This is a genomic window from Streptomyces sp. MH60 (assembly GCF_002939385.1).
In the GTDB taxonomy this organism is placed as follows: domain Bacteria; phylum Actinomycetota; class Actinomycetes; order Streptomycetales; family Streptomycetaceae; genus Streptomyces.
The window spans coordinates 97,805-114,284 of the sequence record NZ_MULI01000018.1 but is presented as its reverse complement, the minus strand read 5'-3'; the positions used below and the strand labels follow the sequence as shown (position 1 = coordinate 114,284).

The 16,480-nt window shown below is 74.8% G+C and carries 16 protein-coding genes; 6 read left to right on the top strand and 10 right to left on the bottom strand.

The features are described 5' to 3' along the window. A partial coding sequence (locus BZZ08_RS14810) for a LysR substrate-binding domain-containing protein (protein WP_104632675.1) occupies positions 1-752 on the bottom strand: 752 nt, incomplete at its 3' end. A gap of 58 nt (positions 753-810) precedes the next feature. On the opposite strand from BZZ08_RS14810, the gene BZZ08_RS14805 reads away from it, so the two are divergent. Further along, complete coding sequence (locus BZZ08_RS14805) at positions 811-1,209, top strand: DUF5997 family protein (protein WP_104632669.1); 399 nt, start codon at positions 811-813, stop codon at positions 1,207-1,209. 27 nt (positions 1,210-1,236) lie between these two features. Here the strand turns inward: BZZ08_RS14805 and BZZ08_RS14800 are convergent, their stop codons facing one another. From BZZ08_RS14800 to BZZ08_RS14790, 3 genes are all read right to left on the bottom strand, one after another. Then, on the bottom strand, positions 1,237-1,728 hold the full coding sequence (locus BZZ08_RS14800; RefSeq protein WP_104632668.1) for a DUF1360 domain-containing protein: 492 nt from the start codon (positions 1,726-1,728) through the stop codon (positions 1,237-1,239). 45 nt (positions 1,729-1,773) lie between these two features. After that, positions 1,774-2,160, bottom strand: a complete 387-nt coding sequence (locus tag BZZ08_RS14795) for a DUF2267 domain-containing protein (RefSeq protein ID WP_104632667.1) — start codon at positions 2,158-2,160, stop codon at positions 1,774-1,776. A gap of 94 nt (positions 2,161-2,254) precedes the next feature. Continuing rightward, positions 2,255-3,355, bottom strand: coding sequence for an MGDG synthase family glycosyltransferase (locus BZZ08_RS14790; protein ID WP_446750258.1), 1,101 nt, complete (start codon positions 3,353-3,355; stop codon positions 2,255-2,257). A gap of 238 nt (positions 3,356-3,593) precedes the next feature. Here BZZ08_RS14790 and BZZ08_RS14785 point away from each other — a divergent pair, with 238 nt between their 5' ends. The 4 genes from BZZ08_RS14785 to BZZ08_RS14770 all read left to right on the top strand — a co-directional run bounded on the left by BZZ08_RS14785 (position 3,594) and on the right by BZZ08_RS14770 (position 8,097). After that, the gene (locus BZZ08_RS14785) at positions 3,594-4,448 is read left to right on the top strand and encodes an SDR family NAD(P)-dependent oxidoreductase (RefSeq protein WP_198601475.1); all 855 of its coding nucleotides are present in this window, start codon (positions 3,594-3,596) and stop codon (positions 4,446-4,448) included. Between the two features lie 16 nt (positions 4,449-4,464). Continuing rightward, positions 4,465-5,373 (top strand): DMT family transporter, encoded by a 909-nt coding sequence (locus BZZ08_RS14780; RefSeq protein ID WP_104632664.1) that lies wholly within the window; start codon positions 4,465-4,467, stop codon positions 5,371-5,373. 104 nt (positions 5,374-5,477) lie between these two features. Then, positions 5,478-6,308 carry a polysaccharide deacetylase family protein gene (locus BZZ08_RS14775; RefSeq protein WP_104632663.1) on the top strand — a complete coding sequence of 277 codons (831 nt, stop codon included), beginning with the start codon at positions 5,478-5,480 and terminating at the stop codon, positions 6,306-6,308. Between the two features lie 10 nt (positions 6,309-6,318). Further along, the gene (locus BZZ08_RS14770; RefSeq protein ID WP_104632662.1) at positions 6,319-8,097 is read left to right on the top strand and encodes a glycoside hydrolase family 15 protein; all 1,779 of its coding nucleotides are present in this window, start codon (positions 6,319-6,321) and stop codon (positions 8,095-8,097) included. Between the two features lie 77 nt (positions 8,098-8,174). On the opposite strand, the gene BZZ08_RS14765 is transcribed toward BZZ08_RS14770, so the two are convergent. Genes BZZ08_RS14765 through BZZ08_RS14750 form a run of 4 tightly spaced genes read right to left on the bottom strand, consistent with a single transcriptional unit; the run spans position 8,175 to position 13,042 of the window. After that, on the bottom strand, positions 8,175-9,311 hold the full coding sequence (locus BZZ08_RS14765; RefSeq protein ID WP_104632661.1) for an XdhC family protein: 1,137 nt from the start codon (positions 9,309-9,311) through the stop codon (positions 8,175-8,177). Continuing rightward, positions 9,304-11,454 carry a xanthine dehydrogenase family protein molybdopterin-binding subunit gene (locus BZZ08_RS14760; protein ID WP_104632660.1) on the bottom strand — a complete coding sequence of 717 codons (2,151 nt, stop codon included), beginning with the start codon at positions 11,452-11,454 and terminating at the stop codon, positions 9,304-9,306. The genes BZZ08_RS14765 and BZZ08_RS14760 overlap by 8 nt, the downstream gene beginning before the upstream one ends. Further along, a complete protein-coding gene (locus tag BZZ08_RS14755) occupies positions 11,451-12,443 on the bottom strand; it encodes an FAD binding domain-containing protein (RefSeq protein WP_104632659.1) in 993 nt (330 codons plus the stop codon). The genes BZZ08_RS14760 and BZZ08_RS14755 overlap by 4 nt, the downstream gene beginning before the upstream one ends. Next, positions 12,440-13,042 (bottom strand): 2Fe-2S iron-sulfur cluster-binding protein, encoded by a 603-nt coding sequence (locus tag BZZ08_RS14750; RefSeq protein ID WP_104632658.1) that lies wholly within the window; start codon positions 13,040-13,042, stop codon positions 12,440-12,442. Before BZZ08_RS14750 ends, BZZ08_RS14755 begins: the two co-directional genes overlap by 4 nt. Before the next feature lie 197 nt (positions 13,043-13,239). Here BZZ08_RS14750 and xdhR point away from each other — a divergent pair, with 197 nt between their 5' ends. After that, positions 13,240-13,830 (top strand): purine salvage operon transcriptional regulator XdhR, encoded by a 591-nt coding sequence (xdhR, locus tag BZZ08_RS14745; RefSeq protein ID WP_104632657.1) that lies wholly within the window; start codon positions 13,240-13,242, stop codon positions 13,828-13,830. Here the strand turns inward: xdhR and BZZ08_RS14740 are convergent. Together BZZ08_RS14740 and BZZ08_RS14735 are read right to left on the bottom strand one after the other, a co-directional pair. After that, the gene (locus tag BZZ08_RS14740; RefSeq protein ID WP_104632656.1) at positions 13,793-14,575 is read right to left on the bottom strand and encodes a response regulator; all 783 of its coding nucleotides are present in this window, start codon (positions 14,573-14,575) and stop codon (positions 13,793-13,795) included. The genes xdhR and BZZ08_RS14740 overlap by 38 nt on opposite strands. Beyond that, positions 14,572-16,218: a sensor histidine kinase gene (locus BZZ08_RS14735; RefSeq protein WP_104632655.1), complete on the bottom strand. Its 1,647-nt coding sequence runs from the start codon at positions 16,216-16,218 to the stop codon at positions 14,572-14,574. The genes BZZ08_RS14740 and BZZ08_RS14735 overlap by 4 nt, the downstream gene beginning before the upstream one ends. Between the last annotated feature and the right edge of the window lie 262 nt (positions 16,219-16,480).

Genomic DNA, 16,480 nt, shown 5'->3' with positions numbered 1-16,480 from the left:
CGGGCGCCCCCGGTCTGCTTCCCGCCGGCCCTGCCGCCCGTGGCGCCGCCCGGCTTGCCGCCCGTCTTCCCGGCCGCCGGTTTGCGACGCGCGGGGGCCGTCGCCTCGGCGCTTCCGCCCTTCGCGCGCGCCGCTTCGGGCTGCCGGCCCCGGGTGCTGTTGACGGTCCGGCCCCGGACGATGCCGATGAAGTCCTCGACGCGGTCCGTGTGCGCGTCCTCGGGCCAGGACAGGGCCACGCTCGATCCGGGAGCGTCCGTGACCGTGCGGTACGTGAGGTCCTTGCGGTGGTGCAGGCGAGCCAGCGACAGGGGCACGAGCAGCACACCGATCCCGGCCGCCACCAGTTCGACGGCGTCCGCGGTGGTGGCGGGGCGCTCCAGGGCGGGCCTGCCCGGCAGCCGCTCCCAGTCGAGGACGTCGTCCAGGGGGTGCAGCACGATCTCGTCGGAGAGGTCCTCGACGGCCACCTCGTCGGCCGCGGTGACGAGATGGTCCCTGGGGATCAGCACGACCGTGGTCTCGGTGTAGAGGGGGATGGCGCTGAGCGCCGTACGGTCGACGGGCAGCCGTACGAGTCCGGCGTCGGCGTCGCGGCCGAGCAGGACGTCGCCCGCTTCCGCGGCGGGCACCTGGTTCAGGGCGAGGGGGACGTCCGGCAGCCGCTCGTTCCAGATGCGCACCCATTTGTCGGGCGTCACCCCCGGGACGTACGCGAGCCGGAACGAGGGGGGAGCTTCCGAGCCTGTCACCCGGCCAGGTTACCGGGCGTGGTCGGGAGCCGCTCACACGATCGATACCCTTGACCGCATGACGTCGCACCAGAACACCCAGACCATGAAGCCCGCGACCGCGGCGAAGAAGCTGGGTGTGTACCTCGAAGCCACACCCACCGAGTTCCGGGAGGGCGTCGTCACGCGCGCCGAGCTGAACGCGCTCCAGACCGACCCTCCGGAGTGGCTGCGCGAGCTGCGGCGCGACGGTCCGCACCCGCGGCCGGTGGTCGCGGCCAAGCTGGGCGTCTCCATCGCGGGCCTGCACCGGGGCGGCGTCACCGAGCCGCTCACCACGGAGCAGATCGACGCGCTGAAGCAGGAGCGCCCGGAGTGGCTGGAGCGGGAGCAGGCGGTCCAGGCCGATGTGCGCAAGGAGGCGGCCCGGGTGAAGAAGCTGCACGCCGAGCGGGCGGAGCGCGCCGAGCGCGACTGACCGGCCGCCCGGCCGGTGGCCGACCGGTCATTCCTCGGCCTTCTGCGCGGTCAGGCTCCACGCGTACTGCAGCCAGTCCGACACCACGACCGCGCTCAGGCCGGCGGACAGCAGCCGCCCGGCCCGGGGTGCGACGGCGTAGGTGCCGACGAGTCCGCCGGCCACCCAGGCCGAGGTGCAGAACGGGCAGGAGATCAGGTCACCGACGGCACGGCGCAGTCCGGTGCCGCGCCCGGCGTCCATCACCTCGTTGGCGTTGCCCTCGCCCTCCCGGCTGGTGAACGGCGCCCGCAGGAAGCTGGTGACCTTGTCCTTGGTCAGCAGCCGTGAGGCCTTGAACGTCGCCGTTCCCAGCAGGGCCACGTCCCAGGCGGGGACGGTGTCCGGGAGCCGGACCCCGCGGCGCCACACCGTCACCGCGAACGCGCCGGCGGCGGCCGCGAAGGTCGTGGCGAGCGCCGCGTAGCCGCCGAGGGGGGTCTCCTCCCCGTCGGCGTAGCGCTGCTCAACGTCCGTCATGGGTGTCTCCTCGGTCTCGGTGGCCCGTCTCCAGGCGGTTTCTTCTCAGTGGGGTGCCGGGCCGCCGAAGAGGTCGGCGCAGTCGGCGGGCAGGCCGGCCAGCAGTCGGTCGACGCGTTCGCGGGGTACCGCCTCGGCGAGGGTGGACAGCACGGCGCCCGCGTCCCACTCGGCGGTGCGCGGCCGGGCTCCGGTCTGCTGGGCCACCCGCCGCAGGAACTCCTCGCGGCCGAAGGCCTCGGGTCTGCCGCGTTCCAGGCGCAGCGCGTCGTCCAGCGGGGCGGGCAGGTCGCGGGCCAGGTCGGCGGCCTCCTCCGGCGGGATGCGGGACGCGATCACCCACAGGACGGCCGTGACGACCTGCTCGGCCTCGTCGTCGCCGTGGTACTCACCGCGGTCGCGGACCCGGGTGAGGAATTCGTCGAGCCGCACGGCGTCGCCTCCTTGTGCCGGTTCGCGCTCCGGGGCGGGTGCCCTGTGACGGTCCGGGAAAACGGACGCGCCGCGACGCTCTCGCGCCGCTCACTCACCGTCGTGCGCCCGCACGCGCGGCGTCGGCGGCGTCGGTCACCAGGGTCAGGGCGTCCGCGGTCTCGGTGAACAGCGCGCGTCCGGCGGCGATCCGCCGCCGCCGGTCCCGGCCCGGTGCGGTGAGCCGCCGCAGCGCGTCCAGCAGCGCGTCGGCGTCCTCGGCGACCTCGGACACCCCGAGCGCGGCCATCCGCTGTACGCCGTCCGCGCCGTGGCCGGGTATGGGGCGGTGGCCGACGACCGGCAGCCCGGCCGCGAGCGCCTGTACGGCGGTCTGGCCGGCCGCGTTGTCGATCAGGGCACGGGCGGCGTGCAGCAGGCCCGGCATGTCCGTCACCCAGCCCAGGGCGAGGACGCCGGGTGTGCCGGACAGTGTGCGGCGCAGCCGCTGGTTGTCGCCGCAGAGCACGACCGGCAGATAGCCGTGGCCGGCCAGGAGCCGGACGGTGGCGTCCAGGTGGGAGCCGACGCCCCAGGCACCGGCGGACAGCACCACGGCGGGCCGCCCGGAGCCGAGCCGTTCGAAGGTCTCCCGCCACTGGGCCGCACCCGGGACGTCCTCGGCCGCGAACTCCGGCGCCACTACGGGGCCGCAGGTCGCCGCGGGCCTTCCGGTGGCCTCCCGCACCTCGCGCGCCGCCTCCTCGGTGAGGCACAGGCAGTGGTCGTTGCCGGGGTGCAGCCACTGCCGGTGCGGCTCGAAGTCGATCACGAGGACGACGCTGGGCACGGACAGCAGCCCCCGGTCCCGGAGGTGGCCGGTCAGCTGGGCGCCCAGGTGGAAGACGGGCACGACCACGTCGGCGCCCGTGCGCTCCGCCAGCTCGCGCAGCCTGCTCCCGGCGAGCCGGGCCAGGGGCGTCCCGCTCGGTCGGCGTCCCGCGCCGGCCCGCAGGAAGAGGCGGTACAGGGCGGCGTACACCCACGGGAAGTGCCGTACGGACCCGCGGTAGAAGCACCTGAGGGCCGTGCCCAGGCCGTACGGCAGGAGGGCGAGGACGTCGACGACCCTGGCGGTGTCGCCGCCCTCCCGGGCCCGCCGGACCAGTTCGGCGGCGACCGTGTCGTGACCGGCGCCCATGCTCGCGCTGATCACCAGCAGACGTCTGCCGTCCCGCGGACCGCGCGGGGCACCGGGGCGGCGGGGCGCTGATGAGCTGCGAGGATGCACGGCGGACCAAGTTGCCGGTGCCGCCACTTCCAAACCACCGCGCAAGCGGGCGTTTCGGGCGGTCCCTGGGGGATACTCCGTGACCGCCCGTCCGGCCGGACGCCGGAGCCCGACCGCACGGTCGGACGCTTCGCGGTGCCCGCCCCGAGCCAAGGTGGTCCCCATGGTCCATGCGTTCTCCCGTCCCCGGTCCGTCCCCGGACCGCAGGTCGTCGCACCCGACGCGGACCACGCGAGGCCCCCGCGGGAGCCCGTCGGGGTCCGGGACACGCGGACCCGCACGGCGCTCGTGACGGGGGCGTCCTCCGGCATCGGCGCGGCCGTGGCCCGTCGGCTGGGTGACGAGGACGGCTGGCGGCTGGTGCTCACCGGACGTGACCCGGTGCGGCTGCGCCAGGTCGCCGACGACGCGTCGGCCACCGCGTTCGCCGCCGACCTCACCCTCCCCGGCGCCGACCGGCAGCTCACCGACTTCACGCTGGCCACGGCGGGCCGGGTGGACCTGCTGGTGGCCGGGGCCGGGGTGGGCTGGGCCGGGGAGTTCCTGGACATGCCGCCGCACACCATCGACGAGGTGCTCGACATCAACGTGCTGGCCACGCTGCGGCTGGTGCGGCTGCTGCTGCCGGGGATGGTGGCGGCGGGTTCGGGACGGGTGGTGCTCATCGGATCGCTGGCGGGCAGTGTCGCGGTGCGCGACGAGGCCGTGTACTCCGCCGCCAAGGCCGCGATCGGCGCCTTCGCGGACTCGCTGCGCTACGAGTTGCGGGGCACCGGCGTGGGGGTCACCCACGTGGTGCCGGGCGTCGTCGACACTCCGTTCTTCGAGCGCCGGGGCGCTCCCTACCGGCGCTCCAGGCCGCGTCCGGTGCCTCCCGAGCGCGTGGCCGACGCGGTGCGGAGCGCGGTGCTACGGGGCCGGGACGAGGTGTACGTGCCCTCGTGGCTGCGCCTGCCGTGCCGGGTGCGGGGCGCGGCTCCGGGGCTGTACCGGCGGCTGGCCGCACGGTTCGGATGACCGGGAGCGCGTCGCGGTGAGTGTCCTCACCGTCGTCCTCGCCCTGTTCGCGGCGCTGTCCAACGCTGCGGCGTCGGTGTTGCAGCGCCGGGCCGCGGCGCAGGACGAGGACCGGGCGGGGGCCAGGCACACGGTGGTGCGCTCGCTGCTGCGGCTGGTGCGGGACCGGTACTGGGTCGGCGGGGCGGCGCTGCTCGCGCTGACGACGGTGCTCCAGGCGGCCGCGCTGGCGGTGGGCAGTCTGGCCGTCGTCCAGCCGCTGATGGCCACCGAACTGCTGTTCACACTGGTCGTCGGCAGTGCGGTCTTCCACCGGCGCCCGGACACGCGGACGTGGTTGGCGTTCGTCGCCCTGGCCGTGGGGCTGGCGCTGTTCCTGGGCTCCGCCGCTCCGTCGGCCGGTCACGACACCGCCACCGCGGGCCGATGGATCTGGGCGGGGCTGGCGCTGTTCCTCCTGATGACGGTCCTCGCCTCGGTCGGCAGCCTGGTGCACGGCGCGCCCCGCGCGGCGCTGTTCGGATCGGCGTCCGCGGTGGGGTTCGGCGGTACGGCGGCGCTGCTCAAGGAACTGACCGGACGGCTCCCCCAGGGGGTGGGCGAGGTGCTGACCCAGTGGCCGCCGTACGCCACCGCGGTGGTGGGGGTGGCCAGTTTCCTGCTGCTGCAGAGCGCCCTGCGGGCGGGGACCCTGGCCGCCTCGCAGCCGGCCCTGACCCTCGGCGACGCGCTGACCAGCGTCGCGCTGGGCTGGGCCCTGTTCGGCGAGGAGATCCTGCTCGGGGTGCGGGTGCTGCCCGAACTGATCGGCGTGGCGCTGATCGGCCTCGGCAGCGTCGGACTGGCCAGGGCACCGTCGGTGCACGGCGCCTGGGACACGGCCCCGGCGGCGCGGGACGGCCCCGGGCGGGCGGTGAAGCGGTGAACGGAGCGGACGGAGCGGCACGGACCGGGACCGGGCGCCCCGGAACGGAACGCGGTCCGCACGACTCGGGACGAAGCGCGGGGAACAGACCGGAGGCACCACGGATGCATCATGGGTTTCGCGCCGGACGGGCGGTGTACGCCGTCGCCCCGGTCCTCGCCGCCGCGCTGGCCCACATCGGTCCGGCCGCGACCTGGCTGCCGGAACTGCGCCGCCGCCGGTTCCCCGGTCTGGCCGGCCGGGGCCGCCCCGGTCATGTCGCGCTCACCTTCGACGACGGTCCCGACCCGGTGTCCACGCCGCGGTTCCTCGACGTACTGGACGAACTCGGGGTGCGGGCCACGTTCTTCGTCCTGGGCGAGAACGTCGCGCGCCACCCCGCGCCGGCCCGTGAGCTGGTCCGGCGCGGACACGAACTCGCCGTCCACGGCTGGACGCACGACCGCCCCTGGTGGCCGTCGCCGGTGCGGGACGCGCGTGAGTTGCGGCGTGCCGTCCGGGTGGTGGCCGAGGTGGCCGGCGGTGTTCCGCGCTGGTACCGGCCGCCCTACGGCATCCTCACCTCCGGTCGCTGGGCGGCCGCCCGCCGGGCCGGGCTGCGGCCCGTGCTGTGGACCGCGTGGGGCAAGGACTGGCGGCACGACGCCACGCCCGCCTCGGTACGCGCGACCGTGGCGGCGGACCTGCGCGGGGGTGGCACGATCCTCCTCCACGACACCGACCACGCCTCCGCTCCGGGCAGCTGGCGGGCAGCGCTCGGCGCGCTGCCGGGCATCGTGCGCGACTGCCGCGAGGCGGGGCTGACGGTGGGCCCCCTGGGCGAGCACGGGACGTGCGGGGCCCCGGTGACCTCCGTGGCCACGGAAACCGGAGTGCGTGCGGGGACCGCCGGGACCACCGGGACGGCGTCGTTTCGGTCATCGGCGCCGGGATAGCCGTAGCGTCATGAAGGACAGCGACGATCGGCGCACGCCGGAACCGGACACGTCGTGCCCACCCTGGGCGCTGCGCGAGTACGCGGTACTCGCCGACGGTGAGCGGGGGGCCGTCCTGGACCCCCGGGGCCGGATCGTGTGGCTGTGCGCCCCGCGGTGGCACGACGACGCGGTGTTCTCGGCGCTGATCGGCGGGGCCGGGCACTTCACGGTGGAGCCGGCGGACCCCTGGCACGTCTGGGGCGGCTCCTACGAGGAGGGCACGCTGATCCGGATCAGCCGGTGGGTGACCGCCGGCTGCGTGATCGAGTGCCGGGAGGCGCTGGCCCTGCCGACCCGCACGGACCGGCTCGTACTGCTGCGCCGCATGCGGGTGGAGCGGGGCGAGGCGCGGCTGCGCCTGGACCTGGACCCGAGGCCCGGCTTCGGGGGCGTCCGGATGCGGGACCCCCGGCAGGAGGGCGGCGTGTGGACGGCCGGGACGAAGGGGCTGCGGATGCGGCTCGCCGGGGCACCGGACGCGGTGTGGCAGGACGGGGCGGGACTGTGCGGCGAGTTCCGGCTGCGCGAGGGCGAGACGCACGACCTCGTGCTGGAACTGTCCGAGGGGCCGGAGTCCGGACCGCTCGACGCCGACGCGCTGTGGCGGGCGACGCAACGGGAGTGGGAGCAGGCCGTACCGGACTGCTCGCGGCTGATCGCGCCCCGCGACGCCCGGCACGCGTACGCCGTGCTGCGCGGGCTGACCAGCGTCTCCGGCGGGATGGTCGCCGCCGCGACCACGTCCCTGCCGGAACGGGCCAACAGCGGGCGCAACTACGACTACCGCTACGCCTGGCTGCGCGACCAGTGCTACGCCGGCCTCGCGGTCGCCGCACACGGACCGCATCCCCTGGTCGACGACGCCGTGCGCTTCGTCGCCGAGCGCATTCTCGCGGACGGCGACGGGGTGCGCCCCGCCTACACAGTCGACGGGCGGCCGGTCGGTGAGGAACGCTCCCTGCGACTGCCCGGCTACCCCGGTGGCAACGACCACGTCGGCAACGACGCGGGGGCGCAGTTCCAGCTGGACACCTTCGGCGAGGCGCTCCAGTTGTTCGCCGCGGCCGCCGCGCACGACCGGCTGACCGACGAGGCGGAACGGGCCGCGGCCGTCGCCGTGGACGTCATCGAGCGGCAGTGGCTGAAGCCGGAAGCCGGCCTGTGGGAGCTGGAGAACCGGTGGTGGACCCACTCCCGGCTGAGCGTGGTGTGCGGTCTGCGGCGGATGGCGGAGGTGCTGCCCGGGGCCGCGGGGCACCGGTGCGCCGACCTCTCGGACACGGTGCTGCGGGAGACCCGGCGCCGCTGCCTGCGCACCGACGGCCGCTGGCGGCGGGCCGAGGACGACGACGGGCCGGAGGCCGCGCTGCTGGTGCCGATGGCCCGCGGCTGCGCGTTCGGGGACGGCGACGGTGACGCCGCCACCCGCACGTACGTGGAGTCCCGACTGGCCGAGGACGGGTACCTGTACCGCTTCGAGCACTCCGGGATGCCGCTCGGCGAGGCCGAGGGCGCGTTCCTGCTCTGCGGCTTCGCGATGGCGCTCGCCACGCACCGGGTCGGCGACCGGGTCGGCGCCTTCCGCTGGTTCGAGCGCACCCGGGCGGCCTGCGGACCGCCCGGGCTGTTCGCCGAGGAGTACGACGTGCGCCAGCGCCAGCTCCGCGGCAACCTCCCGCAGGCCTTCGTGCACGCGATGATGCTGGAATGCGCGGTCCGCCTGGCCGACGAGTCGACCCTGCCCTGAGTCTCCAGGCGTCCGTCCGGCCCGTTCTCGAGCCTGTCCGGGGTCCACCGGTCCGGCAGTGGGCCGGTCCGCGCCCCTCAGGCAGCCGCTCCCGTCACCTCCCGCTCCCGGTGGATCGGTGCCGAACCGCCCGTCAGGGGTACGCCCGTTCCGCCGCGGCGGGCCGCGACGATCTCCGCCGCGATGGACAGGGCCGTCTCCTCCGGGGTGCGCGCGCCGAGATCCAGGCCGATCGGTGAGCGCAGCCCGGACAGCTCGTCCTCGGTCAGGCCCGCTTCCCGCAGCCGCCGGTCGCGGTCCTCGTGAGTGCGGCGCGAGCCCATGGCGCCGACGAACGCGACCGGCCGGCGCAGGGCCTCGGTCAGCAGCGGCACGTCGAACTTGGCGTCGTGGGTGAGCACGCACAGCACCGTGCGTTCGTCGGTCCGGGTCTGCCGCAGATAGCGGTGCGGCCAGTCGACGACGACCTCGTCGGCCTCCGGGAAGCGGGCCCGCGTGGCGAAGACCGGCCGGGCGTCGCACACGGTGACGTGATGCCCGAGGAACTTCCCGGCCCGCACCAGCGCCGCGGCGAAGTCGACCGCGCCGAAGACGATCATGCGTGGCGGCGGCACGCTGGACTCGACGAGGAGGGTGAGCCCGCCGGGGCAGTGCGAGCCGTCCTCCGAGAGTCCGACCGTGCCGGTGCGTCCGGCGTCCAGCAGGGCCCCGGCCTCGGCGGCCGCGGTGCGGTCCAGGCCGGGATGGCCGCCGAGACCGCCCTCGTGGGTGCCGTCGGGACGGACCAGCAGCGCCCGGCCCAGGAGCTCGGCCGGGCCCCGGACGACCCGGGCGAGGGCCACGGTCCCGCCCCGGGCGGCGGTCGAGAGCACCGCCCGGAACACCTCGCGCGACGGTGCGTCCGCGCCGACCGGCGTGACCAGCACATCGATCTCCCCGCCGCAGGTCAGCCCGACCGCGAAGGCGTCCTCGTCGCTGTAGCCGAACCGTCTGCGCACGCTCTCGCCGCTGTCCAGGGCCTCGGTGCACAGCTCGTACACCGCGCCCTCCACACAGCCGCCGGAGACCGAGCCGATCACCGTGCCGTCGCGGTCGACGGCGAGGGCCGCGCCGGGCCCGCGCGGTGCGCTGCCGCCGACGGAGACGACACTGGCGACGGCGAACTCCCGCCCTTGCGCGAGCCAGCGGTCCAGCTCGTCGGCGATGTCAAGCATGCGGGCCGCCCCCTGCTGCGGGCACCCCCGCCGACAGCACCCGGTCCGGCCGGATCGGCAGGCTGCGGTGGCGTACGCCGGTCGCGTGCCAGACGGCGTTGGCGACGGCCGCCGCGGCGCCCACGATGCCGATCTCGCCGACGCCCTTGATGCCCACCGGGTCGTCCGGGTCGGGGTCGTCCACCCAGTCGGCCTGGATGTCGCCCACGTCGGCGTTGGTGGCCACGTGGTACCCGGCGAGGTCGGGGGCGTAGAGGGCGCCGCTCGTCCGGTCCCGGACCGCCTCCTCGTGCAGCGCCATGGAGATGCCCCAGACCATGCCGCCGACGAGCTGGTTGCGGGCGGTGAGCGGGTTGACGATTCGGCCGGCCGCGAAGATGCCGAGCATGCGGCGCACCCGCACCTCACCGGTGGCGGTGTCCACGGCGACCTCGGCGAACTGCGCGCCGAAGGAGTGCCGCTCCTTCTGGGCGAGGGCGCCGAGGGCCTCGGTGGTGTCGGACCGTACGGTGATGCCCTCCGGCGGGATCGTCGTGCCGAGGGCCAGCCGCTCCCGCAGTTCGCGGGCCGCCAGCCGGATCGCCCAGGCCCAGGAACGGGTACCCATCGAGCCGCCCGCGATCATCGCGGGGCCGAAGTCGCTGTCCCCGATCCGGACCCGGACCCGGTCGGGCGCGACCTCCAGGGCGTCGGCGGCGACGAGGGTGAGCGCCGTACGGGCCCCGGTGCCGATGTCGGCGGCGGCGATCCGCACGGTGAAGCCGCCGTCGGCCTGCGCGGTGACGACGGCCGTGGAGGGACCGGCACCCGCGTGGAAGGAGGCGGCGGCCGTGCCCGTGCCAAGCAGCCAGCGCCCCTCCCGGCGCGTCCCGGGGCGCGGATCGCGCTCGCCCCAGCCGAACCGCCGGGCTCCTTCGCGGAAGCAGGCTTCCAGGTTGCGGCTGCTGAAGGGCAGACCGGAGACCGGGCCGACCTCGGGTTCGTTGCGCAGGCGCAGTGCGATGGGGTCGATGCCGCTGCGCTCGGCGAGTTCGTCGAGGGCGGACTCGATGGCGAAGGACCCCGGCGCCTCGCCCGGCGCGCGCATGAAGGTCGGCGACGGCACGTCGAGCGGCGTGACCTCATTGGCCGTGTGGTGGGCGTCGGCGTCGTACATCACCCGGGCCACGCCCGCGCTGGGCTCGACGAACTCGTAGACCGTGGAGGTCTGGTTCAGCGAGCGGTGCTCCAGGGCGCGCAGCCGGCCGTCGGCGTCGGCGCCGAGCCGCACGCGCTGGAGGGTGGGGCTGCGGTAGCCGGCCAGCGAGAACATCTGGCGCCTCGTCATGACCACGCGCACCGGCCGCTGCAGTTCGGTGGCGGCCATCACGGCGGCGACCTGGTGGGCGCGCAGTCCCTTGCTGCCGAAGCCGCCGCCGATGTGCTCGGAACGCACTCGCACAGCGGAGGCGTCGAGGGAGAACATGTTCGCCAGTTCGCCCTGGATCCAGGTGGTGCCCTGGTTGGAGTCGACGACCTCCAGCCGGCCGCCGTCCCACAGGGCGGTGGCGGCGTGCGGCTCCATCATGCTGTGGTGCTCTTCGGGAGTGGTGTACTCCTCGTCCACCACGACGGCGGAGGCGGCGAGGCCGGCCTCCAGGTCGCCCTTGGCGGTCTCGCCGGGCATGACTCCGCCGGCCGGGTGGGCACCCGGGTGGCCGGTGGTGAGGGCGGTGTCGTGCGGTTCCTCGTCGTAGGCGACGACGAGGGCCTCGGCGGCCTCCCGGGCCTGTTCGGGCGTCTCGGCGACGACGAGGGCGACCGGCCAGCCCACGTGGTGCACCCGGTCCTGCTGGAAGACCGCGGCGGTGGGGTCCGGCGGGATGCCCAGCAGGCCGATGTAGTCGGTGTCGACACGCGGGGCGTTGCCGTGGTGCAGGACGGCCAGTACGCCGGGCATGGCGAGGACGGGCTCGGTGTCGATCGCGCGGACGCGGCCGCGGGCGACGGTGGACAGCACCAGCCAGCCGTGCGCGAGGTCGGCGAAGGGGATCTCGCCCGCGTAGCGGGCCGCCCCGGTGACCTTGTCGCGGCCCTCGACGCGGGTGTGCGAGGTGCCGACGACGCCCCTGTGCGCCGTACGGCCGGTCGTGGCGGTGGTCATCGGGCGGTCTCCTCGGCGAGTTCGGTCAGGACGGCCACCACGAGGTTGCGCATGAGGGTCACCTTGTATCCGTTGTCGGGCAGCGGCCTGGCGGCCGCGAGTTCGGCGTCCGCGGCGGCGGCGAAGGTATCGCCGTCGGCCGCCGCTCCGGTCAGCACGGACTCGGCCGCGCGGGCCCGCCAGGGCCGCGAGGCGACCGCGCCGAAGGCCAGCCGGGCCTCGCGCACGACGCCGTCCTCGACGTCGAGCGCGGCGGCGACCGAGCCGATCGCGAAGGCGTACGAGGCACGCTCGCGCACCTTGCGGTAGCGGGAGCGGGCGGCGACCGGGGCGGGCGGCAGGGTGACGCCCGTGATCAGCGCGCCGGGCGGCAGAGCGGTCTCGCGGTGCGGGGTGTCCCCGACGGGGAGGTAGAAGTCGGCCAGCGTCACCTGGCCCGGCCCGTCGAGGGTTTCGTAGCCGACGACGGCGTCGAAGGCGGTGAGGGCCACGCCCATGTCGGAGGGGTGGACGGCCACGCAGTGGTCGGAGGCGCCCAGGACGGCGTGGTTGTGGTGCTCGCCCGTGAGCGCGGAGCAACCGCTGCCCGGGGCCCGCTTGTTGCAGGGCTTGCTCAGGTCGGTGAAGTAGCCGCAGCGGGTGCGCTGGAGCAGATTGCCGCCGACGGTGGCCATGTTGCGCAGCTGGCCGGAGGCGCCGGCCAGGACCGCCTGTGCCAGGGCCGGGTAGCGGCGGCGCACCTCGGGGTGGGCGGCGAGGTCGCTGTTGGTGACGGTGGCGCCGATGCGCAGGCCGCCGTCCGCGGTCTCCTCGATGCCGTCCAGGGGGAGCTCCCGGACGTCGACGAGCCGGGCGGGGCGCTCGACGCCGGTCTTCATCAGGTCGACGAGATTGGTGCCGCCGCCGAGGAAGCGGGCGTCCGGGTCGGCGGCGAGCAGGGCCACGGCGCCGGAGACGTCGTCGGCGCGCTGGTATGCGAACTCCCTCATGCGGCCGTCTCCTCGGTGGTCCCGGACCGGTCGGCACGGTCGTCGTCGTGGGCCGCGGCCTCGTGCGCCTCGGCGGCGCGGGTGACCGCCTGGACGATGGAGACGTAGGCGCCGCAGCGGCACAGGTTGCCGCTCATCCGTTCGCGGATCTCGTCCGGCGTCAGCGGTGGCGGCCCGGCCTCGGGGCGCACGTCCTCGGTGGCGGCGCTGGGCCAGCCGGCCGCGTGCTCCTCGATGACGGCGATCGCCGAGCAGATCTGCCCGGGGGTGCAGTAGCCGCACTGGTAGCCGTCGAGGTCGAGGAATGCCTGCTGGACCGGGTGCAGCCGGTCTCCCTCGGCCATCCCCTCGATGGTGGTGATCTCGCGTCCCTCGGCGGCGACGGCGAGGTTCAGACAGGAGACGGCGCGACGCCCGTCGACCAGGACGGTACAGGCGCCGCACTGCCCCTGGTCGCAGCCCTTCTTGGTACCGGTGAGGTCGAGGCGCTCGCGCAGGGCGTCGAGCAGGGTGGTGCGGTGGTCGACGGTCAGCTGGTGCTTCTCGCCGTTGATGTTCAGGACGACGGCGCTGGACGTCGACGAGGGCGCTGGGGCCATGATCAGCCTTCTTTGGTGTCTGGTGACCGGGAAAACTGGCTGTAGGCAGTGGGTTCACGGGTGGGCGGGGGCCGTCGGCCGCTTTCCGCCGGTAGAGTGGGCGGGTAAACGGACAACTGTCCACTCACGGAAAACGTAACGGACAGCTGTCCGCTTAGCAAGGTCGGGATTCGGCCACGAACCCGGAAGGAGGACGAGTGCCGCAGTCGAACAAGGACAAGCCGGACACTCCCCTGCGCTCGGACGCCCAGCGCAACCGCGAGCGCATCCTGGCAGTGGCCACGGAGGAACTGACGCACTGCGCGAACGCCCCGTTGAGCGCCATCGCCAAGAAGGCGGGGGTCGGGCAGGGCACCTTCTACCGCAATTTCCCGAACCGCGAGGCACTCGTCCTGGAGATCTACCGCTACGGGATGCAGCAGGTGGCCGAGGCCGCGCCCGAGATGCTGGCCACCCGGGAACCCGACCGGGCCCTGCGCGAGTGGATGGACCGCCTGGCCGAGTTCGCCATGACCAAGGCGGGTCTGGCGGACGCGATCCGGCTGGTCACCAGCGCACCCGGGGCCCCCGAGAAGCCGCGCCCCACCCCGCTGGAGGAGGCGGCCGAACTCCTGCTCCGGGCCAACGACGAGGCCGGCACGATCCGGCCCGGACTGACCGGGGACGACTTCTTCCTCGTCCTCGGCGGTCTGTGGCTGATCGACCCCGGGGAGAACTGGCAGCCGCGAGTCACCCGGTTCCTGGACTTCGTCATGGACGGCCTGCGGGCCGGAGCGCCGGGCCGGTGACCGCGCCCCGGAAGCGGTAGCGGCGCTCGGGGCGTCCGGCCACCCCGTAGCGCAGGGAGACCTCCGCACTGCCCACGGTGTGGAAGTACTCCAGGTAGCGGCGGGCGCTGACCCGGGAGATGCCGGTCAGCGCCGCGCACTCGCTCGCGGACAGGGTGCCGTCGGCCCCGCGGAGGGCCCGCTCGACGAGTCCGGCGGTCTCCACACTCATCCCCTTGGGCAGCGCGGGGGCCGGCGCGGCCTGTGCCGCGGCCCCGGCCAGTACCCGGTCGACGTCGGCCTGGCTGCGCACCACCGTGCCCAGCAGCCGGCCCCGCTGAACGGCGTAGCGCTCCAGCCGGACCCGCAGGTCCTCGAACTCGAACGGTTTGAGGAGGTAGTCGACCACGCCGTGCCGCACGGCGCCGCGCACCGCGTCCGCCTCCCGGGCCGCGCTGATGACCATGACGTCGCAGTCGTGGCCCGCGGCGCGCAGCCGTGGGATGACGTCGAGGCCGAAGACGTCCGGCAGGTACAGGTCGAGCAGGACCAGGTCGGGGCGGAGTTCCGCGACGGCGGCCAGCGCCTGCTCCCCGGTCCCGGCGACGCCGACGACCCGGAAGGGCTCGACCCGTTCGACGAACGCGCGGTGGACGCGGGCCACCATGAAGTCGTCGTCGACCACGAGCACGCCGATCGGCGCGGCGGCCCGTGGCGTCTCCGGGTTCGCGGCGGTCGCGTCGGACGTGCCGCTCGTAGCCGTCATGGTGCTGCTCCTTCCGCCACCGCGTCGGCGAGGTGGCTGACGGTCATGCGTGCGGTGAACATGGCACCCTCGGGGGTGTTGGTCACCGAGATCTCACCGCCGTGACGTTCGCAGACCAGCCGGGTCAGCGCCAGGCCGATGCCCCGCTCGCCCTGCCGGGCGGCCTTGGTGGTGAAGCCGTGCGAGAAGACCTCCCGGGCCAGTTCGGGCGCCACGCCGGGGCCGGAGTCGCGGACCACGATCTCGACGCTGGCGGCGTCCTGCCGCAGCTCGACCTCGACCCAGGCCTCGTGTGCGCCGTCCAGGGCCGCGGCGGCGTCCACGGCGTTGTCGACGAGGTTGCCGACCACGGTCGCCACGTCGGCGGCGTCGGCCGGCTCCAGCCGGTCCAGCGCCGTACGGTCCGAGACGCGCAGGGCGACCCTGCGCTCGGCCGCGAGGGAGGACTTCGCCGTGATCAGCGCGGCCACGGCGGTGTCCCGGACCCGGCGGCTGAGGGTGACGTCCAGGGACTGGCGGCGCTGGTTGAGCCCGCGGATGTAGCGCACCACCTCGTCCTGCTCACCGATCTGGATGAGCCCGGAGATGGTGTGCAGCTGGTTGGCGAACTCGTGGGCCTGGGCGCGCAGCAGCTCGGAGGTGCTGCGGAAGGAGCCGATCTCCCGCTCCAGGCGGGCCAGTTCGGTACGGTCGCGCAGGGTGGTGACCGAGCCGAACGGGCGGCCGTCCTTGGTGACGGTCATGCGGTTCATGACCAGGACCCGGCCGTGGCGGACGACGACCTCGTCACGCGGCTCGGCCGTTTCGGAGGTGACGCCGGCGAGGACGTCGCGCAGCCGGCCGTCGATGCCGAGGCCGTCCAGGCTCTGGCCCACGCAGTCGGCGGGCAGGTCGAGCAGGCGCCGGCCCACCTCGTTGACCAGGGTGAGCCGGTGCTGCGGATCGAGGGCGACGACGCCCTCGGCGATGCCGTACAGCATGGCCTCCCGGTGCTCGGCGAGGCCGGCGATCTCGCGCGGCTCCAGGCCGAGGGTCTGCCGCTTGACGCGCCGGGCCAGCAGCCAGGAGCCGGCCACGCCGAGGCCGCTGGCGATGCCGAGGTAGGCCAGGAGGTAGGAGGAGGCACCGCTGAGGCGCTGCCACACCGTCGGGTCGGCCTCACCGACCATCACCGTGCCGAGGTGGCGGCCGAGGGTCTGCCGGGTGGCACCGAGCACCGGGACCTGGGCGACCAGTTCCCGGCTGCCCTGCACGGTCAGCGGCCCCGACCAGCCGCTCGACACACCGGCGCCCTCGCCGCGCGGCAGCCGGGCGCCGATCAGCGTGGGGTCGGTGGAGCTGACGACGCGGCCGTCGGCGTCGGCCACCGTGACGGAGGTGACCCCGGACTGGGTCTGCGTGGAGTTGACCAGCGGGGCGAGGGCCTCCTGCGGCACCGGGCGCAGCAGCTGGCTGCGGACCAGCGGCGTGGCGGCCAGCTGCTCGGCCAGCGCGGTGACCCGGCGGCCTTCGACGCGGTTGAAGGTGGCCTTGGACTGGGCGAGCGAGACGGCGGCCACCGCGAGCAGGACCACCACGACGATGGCGAGCTGGAGGACCAGCATCTCGCCCGCGAGGGTCTGACGGCGGAAGGTGGGGGCCACGGCGGACTCGTTCTGGGCTCATGGAGGGGCGGGGGTGCCGAGTCGCCATCATGGCGCCCACCTGCGGCGAGGGAAAGGGATGTGCCTGCTTCGCAATGAACCGGCGATCCGACGGCGATGTTGATGCCGCGGCCGCGGCGACCGCAATGAACACAACCTCCCTTGGTTCCGCAAGGAAGACAGGCGGCGGGCACGCGGGCACCATGTGGCCCACGTCACCCTCCCCCACAGGGCTCCCCGTACCCCTCTACCCAACCGACAG